Consider the following 20,549-nt stretch of genomic DNA (forward strand, 5'->3'; position numbering starts at 1 on the left):
GGTCGTCCGTGGGACGCGCCACCGCGCGCCCCACGCGGCCGGCGCAGCGGTGGCCGCGTGATCCCGCACGCGAAGACAACGGGTGACCCCGATGACCCAGAACCCGCAGCCGGAGGCCCACCCCTCCGGCCTGACCCACCTCGACGAGTCCGGCGCCGCGCGCATGGTCGACGTCTCCCGAAAGGACGTCGGCGCCCGTAGCGCCACGGCCACGGGCCGGGTGCTGCTCAACGCCGCGACCGTCGCCGCCCTGCGCGGCGGCGAGGTGCCCAAGGGCGACGCCCTCGCGGTGGCCCGCATCGCCGGCATCCAGGGGGCCAAGCGCACCCCCGACCTGGTGCCGCTGTGCCACCCCATCGCCGTGCACGGGGTCGACGTGGATCTGACGGTCGTCGACGACGGCGTCGACATCTCCGCCACGGTCCGGACCGCGGACCGGACGGGCGTCGAGATGGAGGCGCTCACCTCGGTGATGACCGCGGCGCTCGGGCTGGTCGACATGGTCAAGGCGATCGACCCCGAGGCCGAGGTCACCGCCGTCCGGGTCGAGGAGAAGCTGGGTGGAAAGAAGGGCCACTGGAGGCGTGGTGACTGAGCCGGAGGCGCACCCCGTCCACCGGGTCGCCGTGGTCACCGCCTCGAACCGGGCCGCGGCCGGTGTGTACCCGGACCGGTCCGGGCCGGTGATCGTGGAACGTCTGCGGGACTTGGGCTGCTCCGTGGTCGGCCCCTGGGTGGTGCCGGACGGCCCCCCGGTCGCCGAGGCCCTGCTCCGCGCCCACCGGGAGCGGGTCGACGCCGTGCTCACCACGGGCGGCACCGGACTCACGCCCCAGGACCGCACACCCGAGGAGACCCGCCCGCTGCTCGCCTTCGAGATCCCCGGGATCGCCGAGACGTTGCGCGCGGTGGGCCGGGAGAAGGGCGTGCCCACGGCGATCCTCTCCCGGGGCCTGGCCGGCGTGGTGGAGCGGGACGGGCATCGCATGATCGTCGTCAACCTCCCCGGCTCCCGAGGCGGTGTACGGGACGGGATGGACGTGCTGGCCGAGGTTCTGGGACACGCGGTCGACCAGATGCGCGGCGGCGATCACCCCCGTTCGGAATGAGACCGGAGAATGACCACAATCACATCGGGGGCATTCCGAAGGCTGGGAATTCCTTGACCTGGGGCCGGTTTTCGGGGCTGAAGTGAATGGAGTTTGGAATCATCCGATTCCAGTGTCGTGAGAGTGACGCGCGCCACCGCACACCGGCGGGGGTGGAATACTGGAAGGGTCACGGACAACGGGCGCACGGGCCCCCGGAGGTCCGTTGGCGTACCCGCGCCGGGTGGTGCACAGGGTCACGGAGGGACGACGTGAATCGCAGACAGAGGTGGCCGGCCACCCTCCAGGAGGGGCGGATCGTGCTTCGCCCGCTGCGCCTGCGCGACGCCCCCGCCCTGCGCGACACCCGTTCCCGCAACGCGGAGTGGCTCCGCCCCTGGGAGCCGACCTACCCGGAGATGCCGTTGCGCACCACCGGGCTGTCGCCCTACATCGCGATGATCCAGGCCATTCGTCGTGAGGCCCGCCAGGGTCTGTCCATGCCGTGGGCGGTCACCTACGACGACCGTTTCGTGGGCCAGCTCACCGTCGGCGCCATCGTGTGGGGTTCGGCCAGGTCGGCGCAGGTCGGCTACTGGATCGACAGTGCCTACGCGGGTCGGGGCATCACCCCGACCGCGGTCGCGTTGGCCGTCGACCACTCCTTCTTCCATGTCGGACTCCACCGGATCGAGGCCAATATCCGCCCCGAGAACCGTGCCAGCAGGAACGTGGTCGCCAAGCTCGGCTTCCGGGACGAGGGCGTGCGCCGCAGACAGCTGCACATCGACGGGGCCTGGCGGGATCACATCTGCTACGCGATCACCGCCGAGGAGGCTCCTCGGGGCGTGCTGCGCCGCTGGTATGACGGAGGGTCTTCCGGACCGCTCACGGAGGGTGGTTCCGGCCCTGGTTCCGCTTTGGGGCCACAGGACCCGAACGGTGGCGGGGAACCGCGAGATCCAGCGAGTCCGCGCTCTGAGCCGAACTGATCATGGCGGTCTCGTCGACGCCGGTAGCGCTTAAACCTGTTTTTAAGCACATTCATTCATTACTTTGCGTTGAATTGACACTGCTCTCCGCAGTCTCGATCTGACCTGGGGTTTCTCCCACGGAGGAGGATCGACCGAAACTGAAGGTCCACAATCTTGCGACACTCCGGTCAGAATGTGGCGCATTTATGGACACGGGGTCGTACCGTGCGGAACATAGACGCATTGACGATGCGGGCAACGCGTGGATTTGGCGCACGGGATTCGCTCCTGCTCCGACCGGAGTCAGGAACGATGCCGAGCCGGGAGACGTCTGTACTTCCGGGACTGCGTTCACGTACACGCGGCGCGGTGTCGACGAAGTGTCGATCAACGTTCAGTGGCCGTCATCGTGAGGAGGGGTGATGAGCAGCTCTCCTCTGTACCTCGCCATCGTGGTGGTCTGGCTCATCGTCCTGGTGCCGATGTTGCTGCGCAAGGACGCCGCGGAGCCGGTCCACGAGGACGCCCGGCGCGACGACGTCGAGCCGGACGCCCATGAGGATGTCGAGGAGGACGTCGAGGACGACGTCGAAGTACCTCAGGAAGAGGACGAGGACCCGGATCTCACCGAGACCCAGGTCATCATCCGCCCGGGGTTCCACGACGAGCACACGGACGAGGACGTCGAGGCCGAGGCACCGCGTCACGTCGAGCGCAGCACGAGGCCCTCGCCCGAACCGCGGGCCCGGGTCATCGCCCGTCGGCGACGACGCACCAGCGCGCTCACCCTGCTGAACATCGCCACCATCGTGGCCGTCGCCTTCGGCCTCGGCCCGTGGTGGGTGATCGCGCCGCCGATCGTGTTGCTCGCCGGACACCTCGCGCTCCTGCGGGAGGCGGCCAAGGCCGACGCGGAACGCCGTCGCGCGCACCTGGTGGCGCGTCGCCGAACGGTGCTCCGTGCCCGTCGGGCCCGCGACCGCTACGCCCGTGAGGTCGAACGTGAGGCCAAGGTGATCGCCCTGAAGGAGCGCCGGAGTCAGGTCTACGACCAGTACACCGACGCCCGCCTCAGGGCGGCCGGGGACTGACCGGGGTCCGAACGCCCGAGCGGGCGTTCGGACCACCCGAACTTTCCTGCTAATGTTGGTCACGTCTTCGGGGCTGTGGCGCAGTCCGGTAGCGCACCTCGTTCGCATCGAGGGGGTCAGGGGTTCAAATCCCCTCAGCTCCACCGAAGAGAAGAGACCCGGGTGGTCGGTGACATCCTTCACCGCCCCCGGGTCTTTTCGTTGTCCGCGGTCTCCGGGAGCCCCACGGAGGGGGCGGGCCCGGAGCGGACGGTGGGTCGCGCACGTCGTCCTCCGGGGCGTGGATCGCGCGACCGTCCGGAGAAAGCACGAGGGCCCGATCCGTGGATCGGGCCCTCGCTCGTGTCCTGGGCCGGACGTCGTGTTCGCTGTTCCCTGCGGCGGGAGGTCGTCCGGACCTGAGCCCCGAGTGTCACCGGCGAAGCGTCTATCCCCTTGGCGGGGTGGAGCCGATGTGGGCCCAGCCTACCCATCAGAACGCCGGATCACCCGGACTTTTCGCGCGGGTCCGATGCCCTCGTGGTCGCCGTGTCCCGGTTCCGGCGACGTGTGTCCTGGTCATCGAGGCGGACCGCCACGGGAATCAGCGGGCCGTGGATCGCAAGGGCGGTCGCGAGGTCGGTGTGGCGCGCCCGGTCATCGGGTCGGGCGGGCGAGCGGCCCCGCGCGTGCCCGGCCGGCGGTGTGTGCGGGCGGCCGGTCGGGGCCGCTGGAACGGCAGGGGGCTTACCTGCCTTTGGTCTTGTCCGAAACAGGGGCCGACGGAGCGCCAGAGGCGCGTGCCGGGATGCAACCGGGTCTTCGTAAAATCACTGAGAGTAACGCCCGGCTTCTTGCGAAGAGTCACGTTAGTGCCGCTATGGTGCGTTTTCGCGGTGTTGGCTACCCGGTATTGCTCCCCCGTGACGTCGGGACACGCTACGGTGGCGGGTGGAATCGGGTTCCCCGACGGGATTGTGATGCGCTCCGTGACAATGGCGAGATCGTTGCTCTCCGTTATGTCAGACCCTTCCGATTTTGCCCGCCAAGGGTGTTGTTTTTGCAGGTCATCGGGGAGGATCCTGCCCTGTGAACGCAATGGGAACTTGCCTGAGCTGCGTGGATATGGGGTTCTCCGGCTATTTGCGAAGTGGCGCTGCAACCTTTGGCCCCGTGCAAGCCATGGAATGATGAATATTCGGCCTCGGCCCTTGTGGACTCTGCCGCGATAGGACATCTTGGTTCCGGGATGGGCTGGAAACACCGAGAAAGGCAGATGCCATGACCATGCACGCGCAGAGCAGCCGTACGAACAACGGCTGGACCTGGTGGTAGCCGGTCCGACCTGACGGTGCCCACGCGGTGCCGGCACGTTTCGGGGGCCCGTCGACTCGGTCGTCGGGCCCTTTCTTTGTGTGCGAGTTCGACTCCGTACCGTGACCGGTGGGGATTTGACCGATGACCCGACAGGGTAGGAGTCCGGTACGTCGTCCGGGCCGTACCGCTCGGGCCCGAAGCCGAAGTGAAGGGGCGACCAGGAGCAGTGTCCGAATCCCCTCAGCAGCCAGGCGGATACGAGTACCCCAGGGAACCAGAGACCGCCGGTGGATACGCGCCCCCACCGGAGCCGGAGACCGAGCCACCCCGACGGCCGCCCGAGAGTCGGGTGGAACCCGTCTCCGAGGAGTCCGCGGTGATCGCGGGGGAGGGGTTCCGGCGCACCACCAGGGCGCGCAGCAAATCCGTGCGGGCCGAACGCGGCCGGGGCTTTTGGCACCTGGCCACGTTCACGGTCCTCTACGTGATGGTGGTCGGTGGGATGGCCGACTACGTGGATCCGGGCGTGCGCGTCGTCGCGCACCTGGTGTTCTGGCTGATCATCGCGGTCGGCCTGGCCGTGGCGGTGGCACGGGAACGCCGGCACGACTGGGCACCGAGGTCACGATGGCCGTGGTTGCTCGCGGCCCTGGGCGGAGCGGTGACGCTGGAACTGCTCATCCTGGCGGTGGGGTCGCTCGTGATCATCACGGGATCGATCATCCTGCTGGGACTGGGAGCGTTCTTCCTCATGCTGGTGAGCTGAGCGCCGGGTCGGCTCGGACCGGGGTCAGGTCGCCTCGTCGTCGAAGGGCGGGCGCTTGCCGTTGAGGCGGGAGACCGGCTTCTCGGAGGTCTCCTCCTCGTCGTCCCAGAAGTGCTTCTGAATGAAGCGCTTGGGGTTGAGGTCCTGGACGTCGAAGTCCTTGTACTCCGGGCCGAGCCCCTCCTTGATGTCGCTGGAGGCGGAGTTGGCCATGGTGCGGAGCTGACGGAGGACACGGCCGACCTGCTGCGCCGCCTTGGGGAGCTGGTCGGGTCCGAAGATCAGCAGCGCGAGAAGCAGGAGGATGACGAACTCTCCCCCACTGATGCCGAACATGTGTCATCCTCGCCCTCGGGTGCCTACCAGCTTCAAGCAGGTTAACCGGTATCGCCACCCTTGGGTAACCGTGTCCCCATCCGAGCGCCAAGGGTCGCCCGGACGCGAACCAGCCCCCCGCTCGGGCCGAGCGGAGGGCTGGGGAAACGCACGTGTGACGGTCAGACCGTGCGAACGTCCGCCGCCTGCGGGCCCTTCGGGCCCTGGATGATGTCGAACTCGACCTTCTGGTCCTCTTCCAGGTTCCGGAAGCCGGTGCCCGCGATCGCCGAGTAGTGAACGAACACGTCGGGCTGACCACCCTCGACGGCGATGAACCCGAAACCCTTCTCAGAGTTGAACCACTTCACGGTGCCCTGAGCCATGTGCTCTCCCTTGGGGACTACGGCGGGACCGCACCCTGCTGGTCCCGGGTCGCCGGGCGCCGGACCGAAGAAGGGTCATACCCGAATCGACAAGCGCCCACGTGAAGTTCCGCGAGGCGCCTGGGGCATCCATGGAAACTACAACAGCAACCAGTTGCAGACAGTACCAGGGAGAGTGCGACCCTGCCGAGGCCTTTCACCCGGGAATCACTGATATCACCGTGTCCTGTTTCGGCTACTCGAAAAGGTTGATTTCCAGCCGTTGTGCCACTAATGGAGTTGTGCGCCGGGGAACGGTTTACTCCGTTCCCCGGGTCGATCCTCGATCAGGAGGCGTCACTGCCGTAGATCCATACCTCGAACCACAGTCGGTCCCCCCACGTGCCGTCGGGAAGCGGATAGGCCGAAAGCACCGGGTACAGGTAGGCGAAGTTGGCGATCACCAACAGCACCACCACACCGAAGACCACTCCGCCGAGCGCACGTGTATAGGGCGCGAAACGGGGACTGTCCTCGCCCGCCCCCATCAGCAGTCCCAACGCCAGCACGATGGCCAGCACCAGGAACGGCAGGAACGGCAGTGCGTAGAACAGGAACATGGGGCGGTCCGGGAAGGCGAACCACGGCAGCCATCCGGCGGCGATTCCGAGCAGCACCGCGCCCGCACGCCAGTCGCGGAAGGTGATCCACCAACCGAATACGACCACCGTGGCGATGATGCTCGCCCACCAGATGACCGGTGTGCCGATGGACACCACCGAGGTCACGCAGCCGCCGGTGTCGCACCCGACGGCCTGGCCGTCGTAGTGGAACATCACCGGGGTGCGCATGATCAGCCATTCCCACGGTGCGGAGATGTAGGTGTGGTCGCTGGCCAGCCCGGAATGGAAGTTCATCATCCGGTCGTGGTAGTCGGCCAGACTCCAGAGAGCCTCGATGGGCGTGGCCAGGAAGTCCGGCACCCCGTCGGGGACCCGACCGTCGGCGAAGTCGCGGTTGTAGCCGCCTCGGGTGAACAGCCATCCGGACCAGGACACCAGGTAGACGATCCCGGCGACGACCACGGTCTGGAGGAACGCGGGGACGGCGTCGATCCCCAGCCAGCGGCCGAAGACGCGCCGCTGCCCCACGCTGCGTCGCGCGCCGTAGTCCCAGGCGACGGTGAGCAGGCCGAAGGCGGCGATGAAGAACAGGGCCGACCACTTGGTGCCGACCGCCAGACCGAAGCACAGACCGGCCGCCAGGCGCCACCACCGCGGACCCAGCCAGCCCACCGTGGTCACGTCGATACCGGCCTCGGCCAGGCGGACCAGACGTTCCCTCGTCCGGTCCCGGTCGATGACCAGGCAGGCGAACCCGGCCAGGATCCACAGGGTGAGGAAGATGTCCACCATGGCGATGCGGCTCAGCGTGAAGTGCAGGCCGTCCAGGGCCAGGATCAGGCCGGCGGTGCACCCGAGCAGCAGGGACCGGGTCATGCGGGTGGCGAGCCGGACCAGGATGAGAACCGAGATCATCCCCGCCAAGGCGGAGGCCACCCGCCAGCCCTCCGGGCTGACCGCGGTGCCGAACGGCATCAGTGACCAGAGCCAGTCGCCGAGGGCGATCATCCACTTGCCGACGGGCGGGTGGACGATGAAGTCACCCGCCCCGGTGAAGATGTCCGCGTCGCCCCCGGCCAGCATGGTGTCCGAGTCGTCGACGGTCTCGTGTTCGTAGCCGAAGCGCCACAGGGCGAAGGCGTCCGTGGCGTAGTAGGTCTCGTCGAAGTAGATCCGGTCGGGCTGCCCGAGGTGGAAGAACCTCAGCGCTCCGGCGAACAGCGCGATGATGCCGGCACCCAGCCAGCCCGCCCACGCGGGCGTGGGAACGGGGGGTACGAAGCGGGATCGGAGGTCGGCGGGCCGGGCCGCGGCCGGTGGGGGCGAGGGCTCGGCCTCGCTGGGAAGATCGGTGGTGGTCATCTCGGCTCGTAGGTTGGGGTCAGAGATGGGGGTCCGTTGCGGACGGGCCGCGAAACCCGGTTTCGGATGGTTCGATCATGGCCAACGGTAGCGCGACAGGACGGGGATCACAGTGGTTGAGGGTGCGGACGAGAGGCGGCGCGTCGGGAGGCTCGTCCTGGCCGGGTTGCCCATCGGGAACCTGGAGGACGCGCCACCTCGGTTGTTGCACGCGCTGAGGGAGGCGCGCGTGATCGCCGCGGAGGACACCCGCCGGTTGCGCCAGTTCGCCTCCCGAGCCGATGTCCGCCTGGGCGGGGAGTCCGGCGCCCGTGTCGTGTCCTACTACGACGCGAACGAGAGCCGTCGAGGAGACGAGCTCCTCGCCGACCTGCGCCGGGGCGAGGAGGTGCTGGTCGTCACCGACGCGGGCATGCCCGGTGTGTCCGACCCCGGTTACCGGCTGGCGGCCGCCTGCGCGGAGGAGGGGATTCCGGTCACGGCGATCCCGGGGCCGTCGGCGGTGACCACCGCGCTGGTGGTCTCCGGACTTCCCACGGACCGATTCTGCTTCGAGGGGTTCCCGCCGCGCAAGGGCCTGCGGTCGTACCTGGAGGAGTTGGCCGGTGAGCGCCGCACGATGGTCTTCTTCGAGAGCCCGCACCGGATCGCCGCCACCCTGGAGGCGATGGCGACGGCGTTCGGGACCGACCGTCGGGCGGCGGTCTGCCGCGAGCTCACCAAGACCTTCGAGGAGGTACGCCGTGGCGGTCTTGCCGAACTCGCCGAGTGGGCGTCCGAGGGTGTGCGCGGTGAGATCTCCGTGGTGGTCGAGGGTGCGCGACCGCGAGCGGAGAGCACGAGCGACACCGACCTGATCGCCGCCGTGGGAGCCCTGGAGGACGAGGGGGTGCGGCGCAAGGAGGCCATCGTCCGGGTCGCCAAGGAGACCGGTGTGCCCAAGCGGCGCGTCTACGACCTGGTCCACGGAGTGGTGGAGGCGGAGTGAGGGGTCGGGGCGGGGCATCACGCCCCGTCTGCGAATGGAACCCTGGTGCGAGTCGCGCGTCGAACAAGGCGATGACCCGCAAGGCGAGAAGAGGATGCCCACATGCGCAGTGAACTGTTCCAGGAGGCCCAGGAGGTCCGCGAACCCGGCATGCACCTGCAGAACCGCAAGATGCTGCGGGTCGGACTCCACGGGGGCGAGTTCCTCGGCCGACAGGGCGCGATGGTCGCCTACCAGGGCGGGATCGACTTCGCCTTCCAGGGCGCCGGCGGTGTCGGCCGGTTCATGAAGAAGACCTTCACCGGTGAGGGGCTCCCGCTGATGCGGGTGTCCGGTTCGGGTGACGTGTTCCTGGCCCACAACGCCTGGGACGTGCACCTGATCGACCTGGAGGACGACTCGCTCACGGTGAACGGCGACAACGTCCTGGCGTTCGAGTCGACTCTGGAGTGGGACATCAACCGGGTCCGGGGGCTGGGCGGGATGGTCTCCGGCGGGATCTTCAACACCGTGTTCACCGGCCGGGGCCGGGTGGCCGTGGTGTGCCACGGCGCACCGGTGCTGCTCCAGGTCGACCAGCCGACCTTCGTCGACACCAACGCGGCGGTGGCCTGGAGCACGTCGTTGGAGACGAGCATCCGCAGCACGGTCAAGGCCGGCGCGTTCATCGGTCGCGGTAGTGGTGAGGCCTTCCAGTTGGCGCTGGAGGGGAAGGGCTTCGTGCTCGTCCAGGCCTCCGAGGGGCAGACACACCCCCAGGCGAGCTCCTGACCGAAGAGCGAGGGCCCCGGTCCGCGTCGTGCGGATCGGGGCCCTTCCTCGGCCCCCGGCTCGGCACCGGGGGCGGGGAAACACCTAGACGATGGCGCCGTCGTCGGCGTCACGGGCGGCCTTGGCGGCCACCTTCTGCTTGGCCTTGCGCTCCTTGAGCACGTGCGGCGCGGGCGTCTTGTCCCAGCGCTGCAGCCAGATGGCGATCGGCACCGCGACGAACACGGTGGAGACCACACCGGTCGTCAGACCGACCAGCATCGCGATGGAGAAGTCCTGGAGCGAGGACCCACCGAGGAAGGTGAGGAAGCCCAGGATGATCCACGCACCGACGGTCGTGTTCACCGTACGCGGCAGGGTGTTGAGCACCGCTCGGTTGGCGATCTCGGCGAACGAGGACTTCTCGTCCCTCGCCCACTCGTCTCGCACCCTGTCGAACACCACCACCGAGTCGTTGACGGTGAAGCCGATGACACTCAGGATCGCGGCGAGGAAGACCCCGTCGATGGGCTTGCCCAGCCAGATGAACAGGCCGATGACCAGCACCATGTTGAAGGCCAGTGACAACATCGTCGAGACACCGAACGACCAGCGGAAACGCCAAGCCAGGTAGGCCATCTGCAGGGCCAGAGCCGCGCCGAGCGCGATCAGGGCCCGGTCGCGCAGCTCGTCGCCCATGCTCGGGCCGATCAGCTCGTCGCTGATCAGCTCCACACCACCGGTCTCCTCGGCCAGGGTCTCGGTGATGCCCGCGGCCTCGGGGTCGGAGATGTCGCCGGTACGGACGGACAGGTCGCCGTTGCCCGACTCCTGGACCACGGCGGTGTCCGAACCCGCGAAGTCCAGGCCGGAGATGACACGGCGGGCCTCGTCCACCGACAGCTGCTCGTCGCCGGTGATCTCGTACTCCAGGACACGACCGCCGGTGAACTCGACACCGAGGTTGGTGTCGCGGACCAGCGGTGCGGCGATCGCGGTGACCACGATCAGGGCCGCCACGATGAGACCGGCCCGGCGGAAGTCCATGAGCCGCGGGTTCTTCTCGACCAGCCAGGTACGGACCTTGCCGATCCGGTCGATGCCGCTGATCGAGGGGTGCGTCTTGATGACCGCGCGACGCACCGCCCACTCCACGAACACCCGGGCGATGATGAGCGCGGAGATCATGGAGGCGATGGTGCCGATGCTCAGGGTCACACCGAAGCCCTGAACCGTGCCGGAGGCGAAGAAGAACAGCAGACCGGCGGCGAGGAACGTCGTGACGTTGGTGTCGAGGACCGCGCTCCAGGCCTTCTGGGTTCCCTGGACGAACGCCTTCTCCAGGTTGGGCGGCACCGCGCGGCGGCGGCGACGCGCCAGCGCGCCGGTCTCCTTGCCGTCGTCGTCCGCGTCCTTCATACCGGACGCCTTGTTGGACTCGTAGACCTGTTGCTGGCGTTGGTACTCCTCACGTGCTCGTTCGAAGATGAGCACGTTGGCGTCGATGGCCATACCGATCGCCAACACGAAACCGGCCAGACCCGGCAGGGTCAGTGTGGCGCCGATGGCCACCATCGCGCCGTAGGCGATCAGGGTGTAGAACGCCAGGGCGACCGAGGCCAGGAGACCGACCAGGCGGTAGACCACCGTGATGTACAGGGCGGTGAAGGCGATACCCAGGACGGCCGCGATGGCGCTGGCCTGGATGGCGGCGGCACCGAGGGTCGGGCCGACCGTCTGACGCTGGACCTCGGTGACCGGCAGCGGCAGCGAACCGCCCTCGATCAGCACGGCCAGCTCGTTGGCGGTCTCGTTGGTGAAGTCGCCGCTGATGGTGGTCTGGCCGCCGGCCATGCCCACGTCACATGCGGTCTCCTGCGTCACCTGCGGCGACGAGATGATCTGGTCGTCCAGAACGATCGCCACGCGACGGCGCGGGTCGCCCTCCTGGAAACAGGCGGCGTCACCGGTGAGCTCCTGCCACTGGTCGCGCCCCTCGCCGCGGAAGCCGACGTTGACGACCCACTGGGCGCGGTTGACCTGGTCGAGCCCGGCCTCGGCGCTGGAGACGCGGTCACCCTGGATGGCGGCATCGCCCAGCTGGAGCATGGTGCCCTCGGAGTCGGGCAGCGTCACCGCGACGTCCTCGGGGTTCTCCGCGGAGGGACCGGCGGGAGCCTGGGGCATGCCGCCCGGGTCGCCGCCGCCCATGCCGCCGAGGAGCTCCTCCAGCTCCTCCTGCGACATCTCTCCGCCCTCGCCCTCGGCGGGGGGCTCACCCTCACCGTCGGCGGGGGCGCGCGCCTCGTCCGCCGGCGGGTTGGCGAAGTCACCGCCCTGCGGCGCCTGAACCCCCTGGCCGCCGGCCTCGCCCACACCGAGGACCGGGTGGAAGGACAGCTGCGCGGTCTGACCGACGATCTGCGCGGCCTCGGCCGGGTCCTGCACGCCCGGAAGCTCGACGATGATCCGGTTCTCGCCGGAGCGGGACATGGTCGCCTCGGCCACACCGAGTCGGTCGATGCGCTGCCGCAACACCTCGACGACCATGTCGGTGTTCTCCGAGTTGGCCTCGGTGCCGTCGGTACCGTCCTGGGTCTCCAGGACGATCTGTGTGCCGCCGCTCAGGTCGAGACCCAGGCGCGGTGGGATGAACCACGCCGCGCCGAACGCGACGAGGATGACGAGGAGGGAGATGAGCGCGCGCGTCCAGCGCGCTCCCGCTCCCGTTTGACTGGACAAGGGGTGAACCTCTCACTGCGGATGGTGGAACCGGTCGCGTGCCCGGGAGCCGGACGACCCGAGTGCGTCGGGTGGCCCGGGGCCGAACGGGGGGTGCGAGGGCCCGGACCCGTGGAACACGGGTGAGGACCGACCGGGGTGGTCAGACGGTGGTGTGCTCGGTGAGAGGCGGCGCCCGGGTGGACGGCAGACCCCCCACATCGACCTGTTCGGGAACGGGGTCGTGATGGGGGAGGGGCAGCGGCCACCAGGGCTGGTCCCACACCGCCAGGCGCAGGGCGCACGAAGGGACCGCGTCGGGCAGATCCCGCAGCACCAGACGTTGGTCGCAGGTGGAGGCGGGCGGCCCGAGCGCGACCGTCTGCGGTCCGACATAGGGCTTGACCTCCTCGCCCGCCGCCTGGGCGGTGGAGGAGGAGCCGGAGTCGGCGGTGATGGCCGGGGTCTCGGCGGAGCCGACCGTGGCGGGGAGGTGCTCCCCGTCGCCGGACGGCGCGGCGGCCAAGGGAAAGGACAGCAGGACCATCAGAACCACGCCGGCGATCAGGGACGCGGTGCTCCGGGCAGGACGGGGTAGAGCACGGGTAACCGTGGTGACCACCGCCTCAGGGCCGGATAGGAGGTTCGCTTTCCGTTCCGCGTCGGTGCCCCGGTGGCACTCGACGTCGTTGAGCAGAGCATAAGGGCAGGGACCCGCCCCGGGGAATCGTCGTCCACCGCCTGTGGACAACTGTTGTGGGAACGTGCGCGGGAATCCGAGCGGACCCACCGGCGGCACGTGCCGCCACCCGCACCGCAGCAGGGGAAGCGGTGCGTGGACACCCCGACCGGCTTTAGTCTTGAGTCATGTCGTCGAATCGCCACATCCTGACCGCGGTCGCCTGGCCCTACGCCAACGGTCCGCGCCACATCGGCCACGTCTCCGGCTTCGGGGTCCCCTCCGACGTCTTCTCGCGCTTCCAGCGCATGTCGGGGAACAACGTGCTGATGGTCAGCGGCACCGACGAACACGGCACCCCGATCCAGGTGCTGGCCGACCAGGAGGGCGTCAGCGCCCGGGAACTGGCCGACCGCTACAACCGGATCATCGCCGAGGACCTGGTCGCCCTCGGACTGTCCTACGACCTGTTCACCCGGACCACCACCGGTAACCACTACGCCGTGGTCCAGCGGCTGTTCACCACGCTCTACGACAACGGCTACGTCTTCACGCGCACCACGCAGGGCGCGATCTCCCCGTCCACCGGCCGCACCCTGCCGGACCGCTACATCGAGGGCGTCTGCCCCATCTGCGGCTACGACGGCGCCCGCGGTGACCAGTGCGACAACTGCGGGAACCAGCTCGACCCCGTCGACCTGATCTCGCCCCGGTCCCGGATCAACGGGGAGACCCCGGAGTTCGTGGACACCGAGCACTTCATGCTCGACCTGCCGGCCTTCGCGGAGGTCCTCACCGGCTGGCTTCAGGACAAGGAGGGCGACTGGCGTCCCAACGTCCTCAAGTTCTCCCTGAACCTGCTGGAGGACCTGCAGCCGCGCGCGGTCACCCGCGACCTCAACTGGGGCGTCCCCATCCCGTTGGACGGGTGGAGCGAGAACGCCAACAAGCGCCTGTACGTGTGGTTCGACGCGGTCATCGGCTACCTGTCCGCGTCCATCGAGTGGGCCGAGCGCGTCGGCGAGCCGGACGCCTGGAGGCGCTGGTGGCAGGGGGAGGACGCCGAGTCCTTCTACTTCATGGGCAAGGACAACATCGTCTTCCACTCGGTCATCTGGCCGTCCATCCTGCTCGGCGCGAGCGGCGAGGGCGACCGGGGCGGCGAGACCGGTCCCCTCGGCGCACTCGCGGTGCCCAGCGAGGTGGTCTCCAGCGAGTTCCTCACCATGGAGGGGCAGAAGTTCTCCTCCTCGCGCCGCGTGGTGATCTACGTGCGCGATTTCCTGGAGCGCTACTCCGCGGACGCGCTGCGGTACTACATCATGGCCGCCGGCCCGGAGAACCAGGACACCGACTTCACCTGGGCCGAGTTCGTGCGCCGCAACAACGACGAACTGGTCGCGGCCTGGGGCAACCTGGTCAACCGGTCCATCTCGATGGCGGCCAAGAACCTCGGTGAGATCCCCGCGGCCGGGGAGCTCACCGCCGAGGACCGCAAGGTCCTGGAGGACTCCCGGGAGGCCTTCGCCACCGTCGGCGCGCGCCTGGAGCGTTCGCAGTTCAAGGCGGGCCTCCAGGAGGCCATGCGCACCGTCGCCGAGGCCAACAAGTACATCTCCGACCAGGCCCCGTGGGCGCTGAAGAAGACCGATCCCGAGCGGATGGCCACCGTCCTGCACGTGGCGCTGCAGCTGGTCCAGGACGCCAACACGCTGCTCACCCCGTTCCTGCCCGAGGCCGCCAACAAGGTCTACGCGATGCTCGGCGGGGACGGGACCTGGACGGGCATGCCCCGGATCGAGACCGGCCACGACACCATCGGCGACTCCGCGGAGGCGGTGGACTACCCGGTCATCACCGGGGACTACGCCGACAACGCGGCCCGCTGGACGTCGGTGCCGATCGTCCCGGGCACCCCGCTCGGCCGTCCGGAGCCGCTGTTCACCAAGCTGGACCCGTCCGTGGTCGACGAGGAGCTCGCCCGTCTGGCCGGTGAGACGGAGTAGGTCGAAGACGAACGTCCGCGGGCCTCGAGGCGCGACCTCGGGGCCCGCGGTGCGTCCGGGTGACGTGCGGCGGGCCACGTTCCCCGCGTGCGTCGGGGGTGATCGGGCCCGCCTAGAATTCTGGACGACGTACGGCGACGAGAGGGACGGTCAACGTGGGCAAGCGCAGTGGCAGGGCGGTCGAGGGGCGCAACGCGCAGACACCGCCGCCGGCGCCCGAAGCGCTGCGGGTGCGGGTGGCCGACAGCCACACCCACATGGACATGCAGACCCCCGAGGTCGCCGAGATCATCGCCGCCGCCGAAGCCGTCGGGGTGTCCCCACTGGTCCAGGTCGGCGTCGACCTCTCGTCCTCGCGCTGGGCGGTCGAGATCGCCGGTGCGCACCCCGGGAAGGTCTGGGCCGCGGTGGCCCTGCACCCCAACGAGGCCCCGCGCGTGGTGCACGGTGACGGAGCCGAGGGAGTGGAGGCCGACGACACCGACTGGACGGAGAAGGCCCGTCCCGCCGGAGGTCTGGAGGCCCTGGAGGCCGAGCTCGCCGAGATCGACGCGCTCGCCGCGCGGCCGGAGGTCGTCGCGGTGGGGGAGACCGGGATGGACACCTTCCGGACCGGCCCCGAGGGCGCCCGCGCCCAGGAGGAGTCCTTCCGCCGGCACATCGCCATCGCCAAGAAGCACGGCAAGGCGCTGATGATCCACGACCGGGAGGCGCACGACGACGTTCTGCGGATCCTGGAGGAGGAGGGCGCCCCCGAACGGGTCGTCTTCCACTGTTTCTCGGGCGACGCCGAGATGGCCGAGGTGTGCGCCGAACGGGGCTACTTCATGAGCTTCGCCGGCAACGTGACCTTCGCCAGCGCCGAACCGCTGCGCGAGGCGGCCCTCGTCGCTCCGACGGAGCTGATCCTGGTGGAGACCGACGCGCCCTTCCTCACCCCCAAGCCCTATCGAGGACGCCCCAACGCGCCCTACCTGATCCCGCTCACGCTGCGCAGGATCGCCGAGGTCAAGGTCAGGGACGAGGACGAGCTCGCCGCGATCGTCGCCGACAACGCGCGCCGGGCCTTCGGCTTCTGACCCGAACCGCCCTCGGCGCGGGTCAACGTCGCCGGGTCCACACGTCGTCGTCCTGTCGGGGGCGTTCCTCGGGCTCGGTGGGGCCCCCGTGCCGTGGCACGTAGTCCTCCTGGCTCCGCTGCACGGTGTGCTCCACCGACCGGTGGGAGGCGCGCGTGTAGTCGCGGCGGTCGTCCTCGTCTCCGCTGAGCAGCAGGAAGAGACTGCAGATCAGGAGGAAGACGAACAGCCCGACGATCAGGGGCAGCACCAGTTCGGTGGCCTTGGCCCCGTCGGGGACGCCGGAGGGCAGGGAGCCCGGTTCGACGATGTGCAGCCCGGCCATGCCGGTGTAGTGCATGGCGGTGACGGCCAGCGCCATCACCGGGGCCGCACCCAGGATGGCTCCGAGGTTGCGCAGGTGCCGCGCGCACCACAGGGCCACGGTGGACGCCACCAGGCCGATCACACAGGACACGATCACGGGACCGAGATCGTGGTGCATCTCCCCGTGCAGGTTGATGGAGGCCATGCCGGTGTAGTGCATGGAGACGACGCCGACGCCCAGCAGAGCTCCGGAGACGAGCAGGCGTACCGTGCCGTGGTCGTCGAGGACCAGGTACAGGGCCACGCCCATGACGAGGACGGGCACCAGGCCGCTGACCAGGGTCAGCAGGGGGTCGTATCGGACGATGGTGCCGGGGATGGTGTGTCCGAGCATCGCGATGAAGTGCATCGACCACACGGCGATGCCACCGAGCGCCAGGGCCGCCAGGATCAGCCACTGCCAACGGACCAGGCCGGTCGACCGTCGTGCCCTGGCCGCGAAGGTCAGGCCCAGGAAGGATCCGATGGCCGAGACGCTGTAGGCGAGGGCGGGGTTGAGAAGGCCTTGGGGGAAAAGGTCGGCCACGATCTCAGGCCTCTACTTTCTATGACTCCGGTCACAATGGCGACCGTTGTCCTTGCATCGTAGAGACGCGGCGGGCCCGTCACCAGGGGCGCGGTCCGGATTCCCGTGGCCTGATCCGGCCAATGTGCCTTCGGGAGGTTTCGCCTCGGGTTCCTCAACCCCGGGTGGAACGCAGGCCCTCGAAGGCGATCCGGGTCAGGGCGTCGGCGATCTCCTCGCAGGCCAGACCACGGTCCGGTTTGTACCACTCGACGATCGAGTTGACCATGCCGAACAGCAGGCGCGACGCGACCGCGGGATCCACGTCGCTGCGGATGTCGCCGTCGACGACGCCCTCCCGCACCAGGTCGGCGATCAGGTGGTCGAACCGTCGCCGGCGCTCCAACGCCCGCTTCTCGACCTCGGTGTTGCCGCGGACCCGCAGCAGCAGCGTCACGTGCGGCAACTCCTCGACCAGTACCCGGACGCTGCCGCGCATCACGTGTTCGAGGCGGTCGATGGCGCGCCCGTCGGTCGCCCCCTCCTCCCGGGTGACCGCGAACAGCGCGTCCATCGCCACTTCCAGGGACTGGCGCAGCAGTTCGCTCTTGCCGGAGACGTGGTGGTAGATCGCGGACTTGGTCACGCCCAGGGCGCGGGCCAGGTCCTCCATGCTGGTTCCGTCGTATCCCCGCTCGTTGAACACGCGGGCGGCCACGCGCAGCACGGAGTCGGCGTCGTGCCCCGGGCGGCCTGAGCGGCGTCGGCCGGTCGCGCGGGCACGGGAGTTCTCGGGTGCTGAAGTTCGGGCCACGTTTGTCGAACCTACCTTGCGGCGGGGGGTGAGGGCGCGGAGAAAGGCGGGTCCGCGCACATGACATACGACCGGGTTTGCAAACTGAACGAACGGTCGGTTAGTAATACACCATAAACCCCGGACCACCACCTGAGGAAGGGCGTGCGTCGTGTCGAAGCACAACGTGGACCTGCTGGAACGCCACCGAGAGACCCTTGACGGCGCCATCGCGGCGATCCACGGCCGTCACCACCACACCCCCTTCCCGGAATCGCCCAGCCGTTCCGTCTACGGCGAGGACGCCGCCGCGCGGGGGCGGGCGGCGTTCGAGGCCCACCTCGGTCGGGACTTCCCGCTCGAAGGGCCGGGGGATCGCGGACGCGTGACCACCGAACGCTCCCCCTATGGTGTGCGGCTCGACGTCTCCTATCCGCGCGCCGACGTGGACGCCCTCCTCACCGCCTCGGAAACGGCGCTCCACGAGTGGCGTCGGGTCCCGCTCCCGGTGCGCACCGGTGTGGCCCTGGAGATCCTCGCCCGGCTCAACCGGCGCAGCTTCGAGATGGGCCACGCCGTCCAGCACACCAGCGGACAGTCCTTCGTCATGGCCTTCCAGGCGGGTGGCCCGCACGCGCAGGACCGGGGACTCGAAGCGGTCGCCCACGCCCACGACATGATCGAGCGCTCCACCGGTGAGGCCACCTGGGTCAAACCGCGCCGCCGGGGGGAGCCGATCACCATGGCCAAGAGGTTCACGGCCCGGAGCCGTGGCGTGGGCCTGGTCATCGGTTGCGCCACGTTCCCCACCTGGAACTCCTATCCGGCGCTGTTCGCCGACCTGGTCACCGGGAACACCGTCATCGTCAAACCGCACCCGGGTGCGGTGCTGCCGCTCGCGATCACCGTCGCCGTCGCCCGGGACGTCCTTCGCGAACAGGGCCTGAACCCCGACGTCGTGCTGCTGGCCGCCGAGGAGCACGACGACCGGATCGCCGGTGTGCTCGCCCTGCGCCCCGAGGTGCGGGTCGTCGACTTCACCGGGTCCACGGAGTTCGGTGACTGGCTGGAGGCCAACGCGCGCCAGGCCTTCGTGAGCACCGAGAAGGCCGGCGTCAACACGGTGGTCGTCGACTCCACCGACGCCTACCGGGCCATGCTCGCCAACCTCGCCCACGCGATGTCCCTGTACTCGGGGCAGATGTGCACCACCCCCCAGAACGTCTACGTCCCCACCGGAGGCGTCCCCACCGACGAGGGCCACAAGAGCGCCGACACGTTCGCCGCGGACCTGGCCGGGGCCGTCGCCGAGCTCGCGGCCGACCCCGCGCGGCGGGTCGGGGTGCTGGGTGCGCTGGTCGACGCGCGGGTCCGCGACCGGGTGGACGGCGCGACCGACCTGGGCCGGGTCCTGCTGGCCTCCACCGCCCCCGAGCATCCGGAGTTCCCCGAGGCGCTCGTCCGCACGCCCGCGGTGATCGGGCTGGACGCCGACCGAAGGGAGGTCTACGGGCGCGAGCACTTCGGCCCGATCTCCTTCGTGATCACGACCGCCGACACCGCACGCTCCCTCCACCTGATGCGGGAGACCATCATCGAGCGCGGGGCCATCACCGCCGCGGTGTACTCCACCGACGAAGACGTGGTGGAGAGCGCGGAGGAGGCCGCCCTGGACGCCGGGGTCAACCTGTCGATCAACCTCACCCAGGACGTCTTCGTCAACCAGTCCGCCGCCTTCAGCGACTACCACGGCTCCGGCGCCAACCCGGCGGCCACGTCGTCATTGACCGATCCGCGTTTCGTCGCCGGCCGTTTCGACCTGGTGCAGTCGCGCCGCCACGTCTGAACCGACCCGACCCTCGCGCGTCCCGGTCGACCTGTGCCGATGACGTGATCGGGGGCCACCATCGCCCCGCGGTGTTCCACCGCGGGGCGATTCGTGCGCGTTAGGGGTGCGTTAAAGCTATTGTGCGCGCACTTCGCGAGGGCATAGCTTCTTTTCGTTTTAGCGACAAAGGTCCCGAATGTCGCCCAAGTGAAAAGGAAGTGGCCACATGTCCTTCAGCCGACGCGGAGCGCTCCGAGCCTCCCTTCTCGGCGGGGTCGGCGCCGCCACGATGACCGCATTCCCCGCACCGGCCCTGGCCGACACCTCGGTCGCCGGATCCCCCTCGGACGCGTTGCGCCTGCTCAAGGAGGGCAATCGCCGCTGGAGACGCTACGACTCCCGCCACCCCCACGAGGGTCGGGCGCGGCGTGCGGAGATGGTCGAGGGGCAGGAGCCCTTCGCGGTCATCCTCGGCTGTGCCGACTCCCGGGTCGCGCCGGAGCTCACCTTCGACCGCGGGCTGGGTGACCTGTTCACCGTCCGCTCCGCCGGACAGGTCCTGGACGGGTCGGTCCTCGGCAGCCTCACGTACGCGGTCGAACACCTCCACGTGCCCCTGATCGCGGTCGTGGGCCACCAGAGCTGTGGCGCCGTCAGCGCCGCCATCGAGGCCCACCGGACCGGGGAACTCCCGGGCGGCCACGTCGGCGGTCTCGTCGAGGAGATCCTGGAGGTCGTGGACTCCACCCCCGAGGTGGACGGAGAGGACCACCTCGACGCCTGCGTGCGCGCCAACGCGGTGCACATCGCCGACCGGCTCCGTGAGGACGACGAACTCGGGGAGTTCGTCGAGGACGGCCGGTTGGAGATCGTCGCGGCCCGCTACGGACTGGACGACTCCACGGTCTCCTGGCTCTGACCCGAACCCTTTCGGGCCTCGGCCCTCCCCCCGCC

General features: G+C 69.3%; 18 protein-coding genes and 1 tRNA gene. 12 read left to right on the forward strand and 7 right to left on the reverse strand.

Annotated elements, in window-relative coordinates; genetic code table 11:
- The first annotated feature begins 91 nt into the window (after positions 1 to 91).
- From moaC to DSY14_RS11370, 6 genes are all read left to right on the forward strand, one after another.
- Positions 92 to 595 (forward strand): cyclic pyranopterin monophosphate synthase MoaC, encoded by a 504-nt coding sequence (gene moaC, locus DSY14_RS11345; RefSeq protein WP_211716469.1) that lies wholly within the window; start codon positions 92 to 94, stop codon positions 593 to 595.
- A complete protein-coding gene (locus tag DSY14_RS11350) occupies positions 588 to 1,109 on the forward strand; it encodes a molybdenum cofactor biosynthesis protein B (protein ID WP_211716470.1) in 522 nt (173 codons plus the stop codon). The genes moaC and DSY14_RS11350 overlap by 8 nt, the downstream gene beginning before the upstream one ends.
- A 251-nt stretch (positions 1,110 to 1,360) precedes the next feature.
- Positions 1,361 to 2,080, forward strand: a complete 720-nt coding sequence (locus DSY14_RS11355; protein ID WP_211716471.1) for a GNAT family N-acetyltransferase — start codon at positions 1,361 to 1,363, stop codon at positions 2,078 to 2,080.
- Between the two features lie 404 nt (positions 2,081 to 2,484).
- Positions 2,485 to 3,153, forward strand: a complete 669-nt coding sequence (locus tag DSY14_RS11360; RefSeq protein ID WP_211716472.1) for a hypothetical protein — start codon at positions 2,485 to 2,487, stop codon at positions 3,151 to 3,153.
- A 69-nt stretch (positions 3,154 to 3,222) separates the two neighbouring features.
- Positions 3,223 to 3,296 (forward strand) — tRNA-Ala (locus DSY14_RS11365).
- A gap of 1,379 nt (positions 3,297 to 4,675) precedes the next feature.
- On the forward strand, positions 4,676 to 5,215 hold the full coding sequence (locus tag DSY14_RS11370; protein WP_307851189.1) for a hypothetical protein: 540 nt from the start codon (positions 4,676 to 4,678) through the stop codon (positions 5,213 to 5,215).
- A gap of 24 nt (positions 5,216 to 5,239) precedes the next feature.
- On the opposite strand, the gene DSY14_RS11375 is transcribed toward DSY14_RS11370, so the two are convergent.
- The 3 genes from DSY14_RS11375 to DSY14_RS11385 all read right to left on the reverse strand — a co-directional run bounded on the left by DSY14_RS11375 (position 5,240) and on the right by DSY14_RS11385 (position 7,880).
- On the reverse strand, positions 5,240 to 5,551 hold the full coding sequence (locus tag DSY14_RS11375) for a sec-independent translocase (RefSeq protein ID WP_211716473.1): 312 nt from the start codon (positions 5,549 to 5,551) through the stop codon (positions 5,240 to 5,242).
- A gap of 161 nt (positions 5,552 to 5,712) precedes the next feature.
- Positions 5,713 to 5,916 carry a cold-shock protein gene (locus tag DSY14_RS11380; protein WP_017603347.1) on the reverse strand — a complete coding sequence of 68 codons (204 nt, stop codon included), beginning with the start codon at positions 5,914 to 5,916 and terminating at the stop codon, positions 5,713 to 5,715.
- Positions 5,917 to 6,242: 326 nt separating this feature from the next.
- Entirely contained in the window at positions 6,243 to 7,880 is a 1,638-nt protein-coding gene (locus tag DSY14_RS11385) for a dolichyl-phosphate-mannose--protein mannosyltransferase (protein ID WP_211716474.1), read from the reverse strand.
- 112 nt (positions 7,881 to 7,992) lie between these two features.
- Between DSY14_RS11385 and rsmI the strand changes: the two genes are divergently transcribed.
- Positions 7,993 to 8,868 (forward strand): 16S rRNA (cytidine(1402)-2'-O)-methyltransferase, encoded by an 876-nt coding sequence (gene rsmI / locus DSY14_RS11390; protein WP_211716475.1) that lies wholly within the window; start codon positions 7,993 to 7,995, stop codon positions 8,866 to 8,868.
- A 102-nt stretch (positions 8,869 to 8,970) separates the two neighbouring features.
- Positions 8,971 to 9,639 (forward strand): AIM24 family protein, encoded by a 669-nt coding sequence (locus tag DSY14_RS11395; protein ID WP_211716476.1) that lies wholly within the window; start codon positions 8,971 to 8,973, stop codon positions 9,637 to 9,639.
- Positions 9,640 to 9,723: 84 nt separating this feature from the next.
- Here DSY14_RS11395 and secD read toward each other — a convergent pair whose 3' ends face one another.
- Together secD and DSY14_RS11405 are read right to left on the reverse strand one after the other, a co-directional pair.
- Positions 9,724 to 12,360 carry a protein translocase subunit SecD gene (secD, locus tag DSY14_RS11400; protein WP_211716477.1) on the reverse strand — a complete coding sequence of 879 codons (2,637 nt, stop codon included), beginning with the start codon at positions 12,358 to 12,360 and terminating at the stop codon, positions 9,724 to 9,726.
- Between the two features lie 142 nt (positions 12,361 to 12,502).
- Positions 12,503 to 12,961: a hypothetical protein gene (locus DSY14_RS11405; RefSeq protein ID WP_211716478.1), complete on the reverse strand. Its 459-nt coding sequence runs from the start codon at positions 12,959 to 12,961 to the stop codon at positions 12,503 to 12,505.
- Positions 12,962 to 13,206: 245 nt separating this feature from the next.
- On the opposite strand from DSY14_RS11405, the gene metG reads away from it, so the two are divergent.
- Positions 13,207 to 15,024, forward strand: coding sequence for a methionine--tRNA ligase (metG, locus tag DSY14_RS11410; protein WP_211716479.1), 1,818 nt, complete (start codon positions 13,207 to 13,209; stop codon positions 15,022 to 15,024).
- A 155-nt stretch (positions 15,025 to 15,179) separates the two neighbouring features.
- On the forward strand, positions 15,180 to 16,103 hold the full coding sequence (locus tag DSY14_RS11415; RefSeq protein WP_211716480.1) for a TatD family hydrolase: 924 nt from the start codon (positions 15,180 to 15,182) through the stop codon (positions 16,101 to 16,103).
- Positions 16,104 to 16,125: 22 nt separating this feature from the next.
- Here DSY14_RS11415 and DSY14_RS11420 read toward each other — a convergent pair whose 3' ends face one another.
- Together DSY14_RS11420 and DSY14_RS11425 are read right to left on the reverse strand one after the other, a co-directional pair.
- On the reverse strand, positions 16,126 to 16,995 hold the full coding sequence (locus DSY14_RS11420; RefSeq protein ID WP_211716481.1) for an MHYT domain-containing protein: 870 nt from the start codon (positions 16,993 to 16,995) through the stop codon (positions 16,126 to 16,128).
- 154 nt (positions 16,996 to 17,149) lie between these two features.
- On the reverse strand, positions 17,150 to 17,692 hold the full coding sequence (locus DSY14_RS11425; protein ID WP_211716486.1) for a TetR/AcrR family transcriptional regulator: 543 nt from the start codon (positions 17,690 to 17,692) through the stop codon (positions 17,150 to 17,152).
- Positions 17,693 to 17,939: 247 nt separating this feature from the next.
- Between DSY14_RS11425 and paaN the strand changes: the two genes are divergently transcribed.
- On the forward strand, positions 17,940 to 19,613 hold the full coding sequence (paaN, locus tag DSY14_RS11430; protein ID WP_211716482.1) for a phenylacetic acid degradation protein PaaN: 1,674 nt from the start codon (positions 17,940 to 17,942) through the stop codon (positions 19,611 to 19,613).
- Positions 19,614 to 19,821: 208 nt separating this feature from the next.
- Complete coding sequence (locus DSY14_RS11435) at positions 19,822 to 20,514, forward strand: carbonic anhydrase (RefSeq protein WP_211716483.1); 693 nt, start codon at positions 19,822 to 19,824, stop codon at positions 20,512 to 20,514.
- Positions 20,515 to 20,549 lie beyond the last annotated feature (35 nt).

It is taken from the genome of Nocardiopsis sp. MG754419 (assembly GCF_018207095.1).
GTDB lineage: Bacteria > Actinomycetota > Actinomycetes > Streptosporangiales > Streptosporangiaceae > Nocardiopsis.

Bases quoted from the DNA above. Each gene is read 5' to 3' on its own strand.
- DSY14_RS11375 (WP_211716473.1), bottom strand. From the start codon at position 5,551: ATGTTCGGCATCAGTGGGGGAGAGTTCGTCATCCTCCTGCTTCTCGCG.
- moaC (WP_211716469.1), top strand. From the start codon at position 92: ATGACCCAGAACCCGCAGCCGGAGGCCCACCCCTCCGGCCTGACCCAC.
- DSY14_RS11385 (WP_211716474.1), bottom strand. From the start codon at position 7,880: ATGACCACCACCGATCTTCCCAGCGAGGCCGAGCCCTCGCCCCCACCG.
- DSY14_RS11435 (WP_211716483.1), top strand. From the start codon at position 19,822: ATGTCCTTCAGCCGACGCGGAGCGCTCCGAGCCTCCCTTCTCGGCGGG.
- DSY14_RS11395 (WP_211716476.1), top strand. From the start codon at position 8,971: ATGCGCAGTGAACTGTTCCAGGAGGCCCAGGAGGTCCGCGAACCCGGC.
- metG (WP_211716479.1), top strand. From the start codon at position 13,207: ATGTCGTCGAATCGCCACATCCTGACCGCGGTCGCCTGGCCCTACGCC.
- DSY14_RS11360 (WP_211716472.1), top strand. From the start codon at position 2,485: ATGAGCAGCTCTCCTCTGTACCTCGCCATCGTGGTGGTCTGGCTCATC.
- DSY14_RS11380 (WP_017603347.1), bottom strand. From the start codon at position 5,916: ATGGCTCAGGGCACCGTGAAGTGGTTCAACTCTGAGAAGGGTTTCGGG.